Source organism: Escherichia sp. E4742 (assembly GCF_005843885.1).
Lineage (GTDB): Bacteria > Pseudomonadota > Gammaproteobacteria > Enterobacterales > Enterobacteriaceae > Escherichia.
Genome location: NZ_CP040443.1, coordinates 4,337,075 through 4,349,363 on the forward strand (window position 1 = coordinate 4,337,075; position 12,289 = coordinate 4,349,363).

At 50.7% G+C, this 12,289-nt stretch carries 15 protein-coding genes; 8 read left to right on the plus strand and 7 right to left on the minus strand.

Features of this window, described 5'->3' with window-relative positions; translation table 11 throughout:
- Positions 1-13: 13 nt before the first annotated feature.
- The 3 genes from prs to lolB form a co-directional block, all read right to left on the minus strand.
- Positions 14-961 carry a ribose-phosphate diphosphokinase gene (gene prs / locus FEM44_RS21030; protein WP_001298109.1) on the minus strand — a complete coding sequence of 316 codons (948 nt, stop codon included), beginning with the start codon at positions 959-961 and terminating at the stop codon, positions 14-16.
- Positions 962-1,111: 150 nt separating this feature from the next.
- Positions 1,112-1,963, minus strand: coding sequence for a 4-(cytidine 5'-diphospho)-2-C-methyl-D-erythritol kinase (gene ispE / locus FEM44_RS21035; RefSeq protein WP_135522735.1), 852 nt, complete (start codon positions 1,961-1,963; stop codon positions 1,112-1,114).
- Positions 1,963-2,586, minus strand: a complete 624-nt coding sequence (gene lolB / locus FEM44_RS21040) for a lipoprotein insertase outer membrane protein LolB (protein WP_130205669.1) — start codon at positions 2,584-2,586, stop codon at positions 1,963-1,965. The genes ispE and lolB overlap by 1 nt, the downstream gene beginning before the upstream one ends.
- A 213-nt stretch (positions 2,587-2,799) precedes the next feature.
- Between lolB and hemA the strand changes: the two genes are divergently transcribed.
- From hemA to kdsA, 6 genes are read left to right on the plus strand one after another with little or no spacing between them, the layout of a single operon-like run.
- Entirely contained in the window at positions 2,800-4,056 is a 1,257-nt protein-coding gene (hemA, locus tag FEM44_RS21045) for a glutamyl-tRNA reductase (RefSeq protein ID WP_130205671.1), read from the plus strand.
- Positions 4,057-4,096: 40 nt separating this feature from the next.
- Positions 4,097-5,179 carry a peptide chain release factor 1 gene (prfA, locus tag FEM44_RS21050; protein ID WP_130205673.1) on the plus strand — a complete coding sequence of 361 codons (1,083 nt, stop codon included), beginning with the start codon at positions 4,097-4,099 and terminating at the stop codon, positions 5,177-5,179.
- Entirely contained in the window at positions 5,179-6,012 is an 834-nt protein-coding gene (gene prmC, locus FEM44_RS21055; RefSeq protein WP_135522734.1) for a peptide chain release factor N(5)-glutamine methyltransferase, read from the plus strand. Before prfA ends, prmC begins: the two co-directional genes overlap by 1 nt.
- Entirely contained in the window at positions 6,009-6,401 is a 393-nt protein-coding gene (gene sirB2, locus FEM44_RS21060) for an invasion regulator SirB2 (RefSeq protein ID WP_021580704.1), read from the plus strand. Before prmC ends, sirB2 begins: the two co-directional genes overlap by 4 nt.
- A 3-nt stretch (positions 6,402-6,404) precedes the next feature.
- Complete coding sequence (gene sirB1 / locus FEM44_RS21065) at positions 6,405-7,214, plus strand: invasion regulator SirB1 (protein ID WP_001764444.1); 810 nt, start codon at positions 6,405-6,407, stop codon at positions 7,212-7,214.
- Between the two features lie 35 nt (positions 7,215-7,249).
- On the plus strand, positions 7,250-8,104 hold the full coding sequence (kdsA, locus tag FEM44_RS21070; RefSeq protein ID WP_000811058.1) for a 3-deoxy-8-phosphooctulonate synthase: 855 nt from the start codon (positions 7,250-7,252) through the stop codon (positions 8,102-8,104).
- A 149-nt stretch (positions 8,105-8,253) separates the two neighbouring features.
- Here the strand turns inward: kdsA and FEM44_RS21075 are convergent, their stop codons facing one another.
- The 3 genes from FEM44_RS21075 to chaA all read right to left on the minus strand — a co-directional run bounded on the left by FEM44_RS21075 (position 8,254) and on the right by chaA (position 10,405).
- Positions 8,254-8,361, minus strand: a complete 108-nt coding sequence (locus FEM44_RS21075; protein WP_130216147.1) for a type I toxin-antitoxin system toxin Ldr family protein — start codon at positions 8,359-8,361, stop codon at positions 8,254-8,256.
- Between the two features lie 427 nt (positions 8,362-8,788).
- Complete coding sequence (locus tag FEM44_RS21085) at positions 8,789-8,896, minus strand: type I toxin-antitoxin system toxin Ldr family protein (RefSeq protein WP_016265910.1); 108 nt, start codon at positions 8,894-8,896, stop codon at positions 8,789-8,791.
- Positions 8,897-9,304: 408 nt separating this feature from the next.
- Positions 9,305-10,405: a sodium-potassium/proton antiporter ChaA gene (chaA, locus tag FEM44_RS21095; protein ID WP_064528732.1), complete on the minus strand. Its 1,101-nt coding sequence runs from the start codon at positions 10,403-10,405 to the stop codon at positions 9,305-9,307.
- 268 nt (positions 10,406-10,673) lie between these two features.
- Between chaA and chaB the strand changes: the two genes are divergently transcribed.
- Together chaB and chaC are read left to right on the plus strand one after the other, a co-directional pair.
- Positions 10,674-10,904 carry a putative cation transport regulator ChaB gene (gene chaB, locus FEM44_RS21100; RefSeq protein ID WP_130216000.1) on the plus strand — a complete coding sequence of 77 codons (231 nt, stop codon included), beginning with the start codon at positions 10,674-10,676 and terminating at the stop codon, positions 10,902-10,904.
- 157 nt (positions 10,905-11,061) lie between these two features.
- On the plus strand, positions 11,062-11,760 hold the full coding sequence (chaC, locus tag FEM44_RS21105; protein ID WP_130216001.1) for a glutathione-specific gamma-glutamylcyclotransferase: 699 nt from the start codon (positions 11,062-11,064) through the stop codon (positions 11,758-11,760).
- A gap of 51 nt (positions 11,761-11,811) precedes the next feature.
- On the opposite strand, the gene ychN is transcribed toward chaC, so the two are convergent.
- Positions 11,812-12,165: a DsrE/F sulfur relay family protein YchN gene (gene ychN / locus FEM44_RS21110; RefSeq protein WP_064528737.1), complete on the minus strand. Its 354-nt coding sequence runs from the start codon at positions 12,163-12,165 to the stop codon at positions 11,812-11,814.
- Positions 12,166-12,289 lie beyond the last annotated feature (124 nt).

A 12,289-nucleotide genomic window follows, 5' to 3' on the forward strand; every position in this document is an offset into this window, starting at 1 on the left:
GAGCCGGGTTCGATTAATGTTCGAACATGGCAGAGATCGATTCTTCGTTGCTGATACGACGAATCGCTTCGGCCAGCATACCTGACAGGGTCAGAGTACGCACGTTCGGCAGTGATTTGATTTCATCGCTCAGCGGAATGGTATCGCAGACAACGACTTCATCAATTACAGAGTTACGCAGGTTGTTCGCCGCGTTGCCAGAGAAGATCGGGTGAGTCGCGTACGCAAATACACGCTTAGCACCACGTTCTTTCAGAGCTTCAGCAGCTTTACACAGCGTACCGCCAGTGTCGATCATATCATCGACCAGTACGCAGTCACGACCTGCAACGTCACCGATGATATGCATCACCTGGGAAACGTTCGCACGCGGACGACGTTTGTCGATGATTGCCATATCGGTATCGTTCAGCAGCTTAGCGATAGCGCGGGCACGCACAACGCCGCCGATGTCCGGAGAAACCACAATCGGGTTATCCAGATTCAGCTGCAGCATGTCTTCCAGCAGGATCGGGCTACCAAATACGTTATCAACCGGAACGTCGAAGAAACCCTGAATCTGTTCAGCGTGCAGATCCACTGTCAGCACACGGTCAACACCGACGCTGGAGAGGAAGTCTGCAACCACTTTCGCAGTGATTGGTACACGAGCGGAACGGACGCGACGGTCCTGGCGCGCATAGCCAAAGTAGGGGATAACAGCGGTGATACGACCTGCGGAAGCACGACGCAGGGCATCAACCATCACGACTAATTCCATCAGGTTGTCGTTAGTAGGGGCACAAGTGGACTGGATGATGAAAATATCACCACCGCGTACATTTTCGTTAATTTGTACGCTGACTTCGCCGTCGCTAAAGCGACCTACAGCGGCGTCGCCGAGTGAAGTGTACAGGCGGTTGGCAATACGTTGTGCTAGTTCCGGGGTGGCGTTACCAGCAAAAAGCTTCATATCAGGCACGAGAAGAACCTCAGGCATGCGTCCATTGGTGGAAAGAATCTGCCGAAAACTGTGCGGGCCAGGCAATATTCTTTCCAGGCGGTGTATTAAAGAGCGCGATGCAACGTCTGGAACAAGGTGACGTTGTCACCGAAACTCAGCTTGCCCGGCTTAAAGCATGGCTCTGTGCAATGGGGAAAGATTGACACCTTTCGCCACAAAGCCATTGAGCCATTCCGGGGCTTGCTCTAGCACCTGGCGGGCTTCAGACTCTGTATCAAATTCAGCAAAGACACAGGCCCCTGTCCCAGTCAGGCGCGACGGGGCGTATTCTAACAGCCAGGAAAGCACCGCATCAACCTCGCGAAAACGTTTTCTTGCGATAACCTCGCAATCATTGCTGAATTCACATTTTAGCAACGTTTCTATTGACCTTTTCGCCGTGTTGCGCGGGAGTTCGGGATCTTTAAAAATCACCGGTGTCGGAATACTCACGCCAGGGTGTGCCACCAGATACCATTTCTCTGGTGGATTCACCGGCGTTAATATTTCGCCGACCCCTTCGGCAAAAGCAGCATGACCACGGACAAAAACCGGAACATCTGCGCCCAGCGTCAGACCGATTTCTGCCAACTCATCAACACTCAGTCCGCATTGCCACAGATGATTTAAAGCTACCAGAACTGTTGCGGCATTGGATGAACCACCGCCCAGACCACCACCCATAGGCAAACGCTTGTCAATGCTGATATCTGCACCACTTCCTTTCGGAAGACGCCCACTGGCGGCGGCTGCTTTCATCAACAACCGTGCTGCGCGAACAATCAGGTTATCTTCGTGTTCCACACCTTCAACAGGCGTTAACAGGCGGATTTCCCCATCGTTGCGAAGTTCAATGCTGATAGTGTCGCCGTAATCCAGAAACTGAAACAGCGTTTGCAGCGTGTGGTAGCCGTCCGCACGCTGACCGGTAATGTATAAAAACAGATTAAGCTTTGCCGGAGAGGGCCACTGAGTCCGCATTATTTCACTATCCAGTTATCCATTTTTAACTTGATGCGCTGACCGCCTTCGGTGAGTTCCATGTTGGCAGGCATCGCAGGTTGCGTTTTGGTGTCATAACCGCCGTATACCACTTTCCATTTTTTACCGTTCTGACTATAGGTAATTTCGCTCAGGCGGTACTGGTCGTCCAGTTTGTAGTCGGTTGCATCACCTGGCAAACCTAAAATCCACTGGCGCAAACTGTTGAGCGGAATCGGCATTCCGGTCAATTTGCCAATCATCTCTTCGGCGTCATCGGCGGTGTAACGCTGGCCTTTATTGTCCACTAACTGCACATTACCCGGCTGGGCATTCAACTCCAGTTCCGTGCTGCCCAATGGGTTAGTCAGCAGCAGACGGTAGCGATCCTGGCCAGTTTGCTGCCAGAAGAAACGGGCATACACTTTTTGTTGGTCAGAAATATAGGCAAACGCACCGCGTGTTTGATACTGATTAAGATTACGCACGTCTTGCTGATGCTGACGCCACTGTGGCGAGTCCGGGCTTTTGCCTGGACCTTTAGGCGTCGTAACGGAACAGGCCGTGAGCACCAGAGCAGCCAGCGGTAGCAGGCGGATAAAGCGAAAATCGGGCAGGGGCATAATAATGACAAGTCCTTGAGATACGTTGCAGTTATAACCCTTAATGCTAGCGTTACCGTCAGCCATCGTCTATGTTCAAGTTGTCTTAATTGCCAGAATCTAACGGGTTTAGGCAATTACTCCAAAAGGGGGCGCTCTCTTTTATTGATCCCGCGCATCCTGTATGATGCGAGCAGACTAACCATATCAACGTTGGTATTATTTCCCGCAGACATGACCCTTTTAGCACTCGGTATCAACCATAAAACGGCACCTGTATCGCTGCGAGAACGTGTATCGTTTTCGCCGGACAAGCTCGATCAGGCGCTGGACAGCCTGCTTGCGCAGCCGATGGTGCAGGGCGGCGTGGTGCTGTCGACGTGTAACCGCACAGAACTTTATCTTAGCGTTGAAGAGCAGGATAACCTGCAAGAGGCGCTCATTCGCTGGTTGTGCGATTACCATAATCTCAACGAAGAAGATCTGCGTAATAGCCTCTACTGGCATCAGGATAACGATGCGGTCAGCCATTTAATGCGTGTTGCCAGTGGTCTGGATTCACTGGTATTGGGCGAGCCGCAAATCCTCGGTCAGGTAAAAAAAGCCTTTGCCGATTCGCAAAAAGGCCATATGAAGGCCAGCGAACTGGAGCGTATGTTCCAGAAATCTTTCTCTGTGGCGAAACGCGTTCGCACTGAAACGGATATTGGCGCCAGTGCGGTATCTGTTGCATTTGCGGCTTGTACGCTGGCGCGGCAGATCTTTGAATCGCTTTCTACGGTAACGGTTTTGCTGGTTGGTGCGGGTGAAACCATCGAGCTGGTGGCGCGTCATCTGCGTGAACACAAAGTACAGAAGATGATTATCGCCAACCGTACTCGCGAACGTGCCCAAATTCTGGCAGATGAAGTCGGCGCGGAAGTGATTGCCCTGAGCGATATCGACGAGCGTCTGTGCGAAGCCGATATCATCATCAGTTCCACCGCTAGCCCGCTGCCGATTATCGGTAAAGGCATGGTGGAGCGCGCATTAAAAAGTCGTCGCAACCAACCGATGCTGCTGGTCGATATTGCCGTTCCACGCGATGTTGAGCCAGAGGTTGGCAAACTGGCGAATGCCTACCTTTACAGCGTTGATGATCTGCAAAGCATTATTTCGCACAACCTGGCGCAACGTAAAGCCGCCGCAGTTGAGGCGGAAACTATCGTTGCTCAGGAAACTAGCGAATTTATGGCGTGGCTACGCGCACAAAGCGCCAGCGAAACCATTCGCGATTATCGCAGCCAGGCTGAACAAGTTCGCGATGAGTTAACCGCCAAAGCATTAGCTGCTCTTGAGCAGGGCGGCGACGCGCAAGCCATAATGCAGGATCTGGCATGGAAACTGACTAACCGCCTGATCCATGCGCCAACGAAATCACTTCAACAGGCCGCCCGTGACGGGGATAACGAACGCCTGAATATTCTGCGCGACAGCCTCGGGCTGGAGTAGCAGTACATCATTTTCTTTTTTACAGGGTGCATTTACGCCTATGAAGCCTTCTATCGTTGCCAAACTGGAAGCCCTGCATGAACGCCATGAAGAAGTTCAGGCACTGCTGGGTGATGCGCAAACCATCGCCGACCAGGAACGTTTTCGCGCATTATCTCGTGAATATGCGCAGTTAAGTGATGTTTCGCGCTGTTTCACCGACTGGCAACAGGTTCAGGAAGATATCGAAACCGCGCAGATGATGCTCGACGATCCGGAAATGCGCGAGATGGCGCAGGATGAGCTGCGTGAAGCTAAAGAAAAAAGCGAGCAACTGGAGCAACAGTTACAGGTTCTTTTGCTGCCAAAAGATCCCGATGATGAACGCAATGCATTCCTCGAAGTGCGTGCCGGAACCGGCGGCGACGAAGCGGCGCTGTTCGCTGGCGATCTGTTCCGTATGTACAGTCGCTACGCAGAGGCCCGCCGCTGGCGTGTAGAAATCATGAGCGCCAGCGAGGGTGAACATGGCGGTTATAAAGAGATCATCGCCAAAATTAGCGGTGATGGTGTGTATGGACGTTTGAAATTCGAATCTGGCGGCCATCGCGTGCAGCGTGTTCCTGCGACGGAATCGCAAGGGCGTATTCATACTTCTGCTTGTACCGTAGCGGTAATGCCGGAGCTGCCGGAAGCGGAACTACCGGATATCAACCCGGCAGATTTGCGTATCGATACTTTCCGTTCCTCAGGCGCAGGTGGTCAGCACGTCAACACCACCGATTCGGCAATTCGTATTACCCACTTGCCGACCGGTATTGTTGTTGAATGTCAGGACGAACGTTCGCAGCATAAAAACAAAGCGAAGGCACTTTCAGTGCTCGGTGCTCGTATCCATGCGGCGGAAATGGCAAAACGCCAGCAGGCAGAGGCTTCCACCCGTCGCAACTTGCTGGGTAGCGGCGATCGCAGCGATCGTAACCGTACCTATAACTTCCCGCAGGGGCGTGTTACCGATCACCGCATCAACCTGACGCTCTACCGTCTGGATGAAGTAATGGAAGGTAAACTGGATATGCTGATAGAACCGATCGTCCAGGAACATCAGGCCGACCAACTGGCGGCGTTGTCCGAGCAGGAATAATGGAATATCAACACTGGTTACGTGAAGCAATAAGCCAACTTCAGGCGAGCGAAAGCCCGCGGCGCGATGCTGAAATCCTGCTGGAGCATGTTACCGGCAAGGGGCGCACTTATATTCTCGCCTTTGGTGAAACGCAGTTGACTGAAGAGCAATGTGAGCAACTCGACGCGTTTTTAGCCCGTCGCCGTGCCGGTGAACCTATTGCTCATTTAACCGGTGTGCGTGAATTCTGGTCGTTGCCGTTATTTGTTTCGCCAGCGACCTTAATTCCGCGCCCGGATACGGAGTGTCTGGTGGAGCAGGCACTGGCGCGGTTGCCTGAACAGCCTTGCCGTATTCTCGATCTCGGGACGGGGACCGGGGCGATTGCGCTTGCGCTGGCTAGCGAGCGCCCGGATTGCGATGTTACGGCGGTTGACCGAATGCCTGACGCTGTCGCCCTTGCGAAGCGCAATGCGCAAAATCTGGCAATCAAAAATATCCACATCCTGCAAAGCGACTGGTTTAGTGCGCTTGTCGGACAGCAGTTTACGATGATTGTCAGCAATCCACCGTATATCGACGAGCAGGATCCACATCTTCAACAAGGCGATGTCCGCTTTGAGCCACTCACTGCGCTGGTTGCGGCAGACAGCGGAATGGCAGACATCGTGCATATCATCGAACAGTCGCGTAACGCGCTGGTATCCGGCGGCTTTCTGCTTCTGGAACATGGCTGGCAGCAGGGCGAAGCTGTGCGACAGGCATTTATCCACGCGGGATATCATGAAGTCGAAACCTGTCGGGACTATGGTGATAACGAGCGCGTAACGCTCGGTCGCTATTATCGATGATAAGTTTTACTACGCTGCTAAGCGTTCATCTCATTAGCATCGCGCTTTCTGTTGGGCTCTTAACCCTACGATTCTGGCTACGTTACCAGGAGCATCCACTGGCATTCGCTCGTTGGACGCGCATTGTGCCGCCAGTTGTCGACACGGTGTTATTGCTTAGCGGCATCGCGCTGATGGCTAAAGCGCACATCCTGCCATTTTCCGGGCAGGCTGAATGGCTGACTGAAAAGCTGTTTGGAGTTATCATTTATATCGTTTTGGGTTTTATTGCACTCGATTATCGTCGGATGCACAGTCAGCAGGCGCGCATTATTGCCTTCCCGCTGGCGCTGGTGGTGCTGTACATCATCATTAAACTCGCCACCACAAAAGTACCGTTACTGGGGTAAGTCATGAGATCGTTAGCTGATTTCGAATTTAATAAAGCGCCTCTGTGCGAAGGCATGATCCTGGCTTGCGAAGCAATCCGCCGCGATTTTCCCTCGCAAGATGTTTACGACGAACTGGAGCGTCTCGTGAGTCTGGCGAAGGAAGAAATTAGCCAGCTTCTGCCATTAGAAGAGCAGCTGGAAAAATTAATCGCGCTGTTTTACGGCGAATGGGGGTTTAAAGCCTCACGTGGTGTTTATCGTCTTTCCGATGCATTATGGCTTGATCAAGTGCTAAAAAATCGGCAGGGCAGTGCGGTATCGTTAGGCGCCGTTTTATTGTGGGTTGCTAATCGTCTCGATTTGCCGCTATTGCCGGTGATATTCCCGACGCAGCTTATATTGCGCATAGAATGCCCGGACGGAGAAATCTGGCTGATTAACCCTTTTAACGGTGAATCATTAAGCGAACATATGCTGGATGTGTGGTTAAAGGGAAATATCAGCCCGTCTGCGGAACTGTTTTATGAAGACCTGGATGAAGCCGATAACATTGAGGTTATCCGTAAACTGTTGGATACGCTGAAAGCGTCGCTGATGGAAGAAAATCAGATGGAACTGGCGTTACGCACCAGCGAGGCCTTATTACAATTTAACCCGGAAGATCCGTATGAAATTCGCGATCGTGGGTTAATTTACGCGCAACTGGATTGCGAACACGTTGCGTTGAATGATTTAAATTATTTCGTTGAACAGTGTCCGGAAGACCCGATCAGCGAAATGATACGTGCGCAAATTAATAACATCGCGCATAAGCATATTGTGCTGCATTAATTAATCGACACTTTACTTAAGATTAAGGCGATCCTATGAAACAAAAAGTGGTTAGCATTGGCGACATCAACGTAGCAAATGACCTGCCGTTCGTGCTGTTTGGTGGTATGAACGTGCTGGAATCTCGCGATCTGGCGATGCGCATTTGCGAACACTACGTAACCGTAACCCAGAAACTGGGTATCCCTTACGTGTTCAAAGCCTCTTTTGACAAAGCCAACCGTTCCTCCATCCACTCTTATCGTGGACCAGGACTGGAAGAAGGGATGAAAATCTTCCAGGAACTGAAACAGACATTTGGCGTAAAAATTATCACTGACGTTCACGAGCCAAGCCAGGCACAGCCTGTTGCTGATGTGGTAGATGTTATTCAGTTGCCAGCGTTTCTTGCTCGCCAGACTGACCTGGTGGAGGCGATGGCGAAGACGGGCGCGGTAATTAACGTCAAGAAACCACAGTTCGTGAGCCCAGGCCAGATGGGTAATATCGTTGATAAATTCAAAGAAGGCGGCAACGATAAAGTCATTCTTTGTGACCGTGGCGCTAACTTCGGTTACGACAACCTGGTCGTTGATATGCTGGGCTTCAGCATAATGAAGAAAGTCTCTGGCAACTCCCCGGTAATTTTCGACGTTACCCACGCACTGCAATGCCGCGATCCGTTTGGTGCAGCTTCTGGTGGTCGCCGCGCCCAGGTTGCCGAACTGGCACGTGCCGGTATGGCTGTAGGTTTGGCTGGTCTGTTTATTGAAGCGCATCCGGATCCGGAACATGCGAAATGTGACGGTCCATCCGCGCTGCCGTTGGCTAAACTGGAGCCGTTCCTCAAGCAGATGAAAGCGATTGATGATCTGGTTAAAGGTTTCGAAGAGCTGGATACCAGCAAGTAATCTTTTCTGCTTTGAAAACAAAAACCTTATCGTTCTACGGTAGGGTTTTTTTCATGGTCAAAGAAGACAAAAAAGGCCGCAGGCTGTTACCCCTGCGACCGGTTTCGGGCGCATATTGCCATCACGGCAGCCTGACGCCCGTTTTCACCTTACTTCCGGCTACGCCACCAGCCAACAATCGCTGCGGTAATAATTCCCGCCAGGATCGGTGCTGCCAGGTCGTGCCAGAAAATCATGGCAAACTGCGCGAGCGTCATATAGCCGCCTTGTTGTAATGACAACATTTTGCGGCTATTCTTGAATTGTTGATGGTTCAAGATTAGCCCCCGTTCTGTTGTCAGGTTTGACCTCTCAACGTGCGGGGGTTTTCTCTTTCCAGCAACCAATGCCGCCAGGGATAAAGCCCCCACAACATTGCGCCTCACCGGATAACTCCGGCTTGGTGTGGATACTACGTCTCAATTTATATTCACTTCATCCCTGAAATGTGCGCAATGCTGTACGCGTTCCGGCTTTTCATCAGCTGTTGCAGTCGTTTCATGAGTGCACTGGATGAGCCTCCAGATCTGGTTGCCAGTGTCTACTTGTGGAAGAGATAAATACAAAAAAGGCCGCAGGCTGTTACCCCTGCGGCCGGTTTCGGGCGCATATTGCCATCACGGCAGCCTGACGCCCGTTTTCACTTTACTTCCGGCTACGCCACCAGCCAACAATCGCTGCGGTAATGATTCCCGCAAGGATCGGTGCTGCCAGGTCGTGCCAGAAAATCACGGCAAACTGCGCGAGCGTCATATAGCCGCCTTTTTGTTGTAATGACAACATTTCGCGGCTATTCTTGAATTGTTCTGGTTCAAGATTAGCCCCCGTTCTGTTGTCAGGTTTGACCTCTCAACGTGCGGGGGTTTTCTCTTTCCAGCAACCAATGCCGCCAGGGATAAAGCCCCCACAACATTGCGCCTCACCGGATAACTCCGGCTTGGTGTGAATACTACGTCTCAATTTATATTCACTTCATCCCTGAAATGTGCGCAATGCTGTACGCGTTCCGGCTTTTCATCAGCTGTTGCAGTGGTTTCGTGCAGGTTGTGGTACAGGCTCGCAAATCTGATTAACGATCTGTTCAGGTAGTATGAAGAAATACTATAAGCAGATAATTTTTATTATCTCCTCCGATTTCCGCCATCGGAGGAGATATAAATGTCAGGCAAATATTGTCATTAAATAAGCTGCAAACAGTGCCAGATGCGCCGCGCCGTTGAGTACGTTAGTACGGCCAGTCGAAAATGAAATATGGCACAGTACTAAAGAGGCTACCATTACCACCATCTCTGGTGCGCCCAGAGCAAACTGCAATTCATTACCTGTCATAAAGGCGATAAGCGTTACGACAGGTACGGTAAGCGAAATAGTCGCTAATACCGAGCCAAAGAACAGATTCATCGCGCGCTGGACCTGGTTGCTTAAAACTGCTTTTAACGCACCCAGACCTTCCGGCGACAGAATCAATAGCGCTACCAGGAAACCGGTAAAGGCCACCGGCGCATTCATGCTGGTGAGCAATGTTTCCAGCGGGCTGGCATTCATTTTTGTGACCGCAATAACGGCAATTAGATGGATAATTAACCAGATGGCATGCCACAGGCTGCTATGAGCAGACGGTTTGCCATGATGCGGATCGTCATCATCGCTGTCATCTTCATGCTCATAGACAAACAGGCTTTGATGCGTTTTGGTCTGAATCAGCAAAAATACGCCGTACATCGCTGCGGAAATTAATGCCACAAGTAACGCCTGACCGGTCGAAAAATTCGCCGCAGGCAGCGCCATCGGAAATACCAGCACGATTATGGCTAATGGGAACAGGGCAATTAAATACTGTTTAATACCAAACAGATTCATATATTGGGTCGCAAATTTACGTCCACCCAACAGTAATGAAAAACCAACCAGTCCGCCGGTAACAATCATAATGATTGAATAGAGCGTATCTCGCATTAACGTCGGCGCTGCATCGCCGGTCGCCATTAAGGCTGAAATCAAACTGACTTCAAGAATAACGACGGAAAGGCTAAGAATAAGCGAACCGTAAGGTTCACCCAGACGATGGGCTAGTACGTCCGCATGACGGACAACACTAAAAGCACTGCTTAAAATACCAATAAGAGCAAGAAGGTTGATGCCAATAACCACTGGTAGTGTTTGGCTGCTTCCCCACAGGGACAGCACTACCAGCGCCAGAACCGGGAAAATAAGCGAAGTCTCCTTGTGGCGGGTTTTTACCGCCTCGTGAGCATTTGTCATTATGGTTATCCTTTGCAGATGAATTTGTCGGAAATGTAATAAATAGGCAGGAAAAATAACAGAAAGTGTCAGGATATCGGTAACATTTTACGAAATTTTACCCCGTAGTCGTTTTTTTACTCTTCGGAGAATAAAAATAAGCTACGTGTTTAGACAATGTTTGTATTAGCGTCTCTTGAGAATAGTCTGATGTGAGAATTCTTATGTTCTGGCAAGAGGGGATATTGTTGACCACACTTAATGTTCAATTTTAATAAAGGAGTCAACAATGCCGTATAAAACGAAAAGCGATCTGCCGGAAAGCGTAAAACACGTTTTACCCACTCATGCCCAGGATATCTATAAAGAAGCATTCAACAGCGCCTGGGAGCAATATAAAGATAAAGAAGACCGGCGTGATGATGCCAGTCGCGAAGAGACAGCGCATAAAGTGGCCTGGGCTGCGGTGAAACATGAATATGCCAAAGGCGATGATGATAAATGGCATAAAAAATCGTAAAACTCAGCGGCGAGTTAAAGCTATTCGTGCGGTGTTGCCTTGCAAGTGGTCTGTGGATTGCATATTGTCCCAATAGTGGTTTCAAAATGAGCAGTAAAAATGTCCGGAAGACACCAAAAAGTTGTCGCAGGGAAGTATGCAGTGGCGGAGGTGTAAGGTGATAACGCGTGATTTCTTGATGAATGCCGATTGTAAAACGGCATTTGGTGCCATTGAAGAATCACTCTTATGGTCGGCAGAACAACGGGCGGCCTCGCTGGCAGCGACGCTGTCTTGTCGACCTGATGAGGGACCGGTGTGGATCTTCGGCTATGGATCATTAATGTGGAATCCGGCGCTGGAGTTTACCGAGTCGTGCACCGGTACGCTGGTTGGGTGGCATCGCGCTTTCTGTTTGCGGCTTACTGCCGGGCGGGGGACTGCGCACCAGCCGGGGAGAATGCTTGCACTGAAAGAGGGCGGGCGTACCACGGGCGTTGCGTATCGTCTGCCGGAAGAGTCTCTGGAGCAGGAGCTGACCTTACTGTGGAAGCGTGAGATGATTACTGGCTGCTATCTGCCGTCCTGGTGTCAGCTTCATCTTGACGATGGCCGCACCGTCAATGCGCTGGTGTTCATTATGGACCCGCGCCATCCTGAGTATGAATCCGATACCCGCGCTCAGGTGATTGCCCCGTTGATTGCTGCGGCGAGTGGGCCATTAGGAACCAACGCACAGTACTTGTTTTCCCTGGAACAAGCGCTTAACAAACTGGGGATGCAGGATGACGGGCTGAGTGATTTACTGGTGTCGGTGAAAAAACTTTTGACGGAAAATTACCCGGATGGTGTGTTACGGCCCGGGTTTGCCCGATAAAACATTTTAGCAGTGGGGCATCTCTATTATCTTGAGCGCCCCATACTTACGTTAAAATGTGAGCACTTTATCGGCAAGCAGCGTCCATTGCGCCAGTTCTACCAGAGTACCAATTTCCACTCCATCAATCAGTGGAAGTGTGCTGATGCCACGACCATCGGTGCAGGTTTTGCACAATTTCACTGGCACATTTTGCGCCGTGAGGATCTCCAGCATTTGCTGAATGTTATAGCCTTCCCCTGGTTTTTGTCCGCGCAATCCGGCAGTGACCGCATCCGACATCAGGAATAGACGCAGATCCAGGTAGCTTTCCTGCTCTCGTAGCGCAATGGCCAGCCGCAGGCTGTTAAATAAGGATTCGCTCCCGTAGGGTGCGCCATTGGCAACGATCACGATTCTTTGCATTATTTACTCCTGTATTCAGGGAATTAGATGTTCAGTTTCTATCTTACAGCTTGTGTGCTGTCTGACCAATCCGTCACATTTTTTAGGATTTGTCATAAAGCATGCAAAAGTACAAGAAAAATTA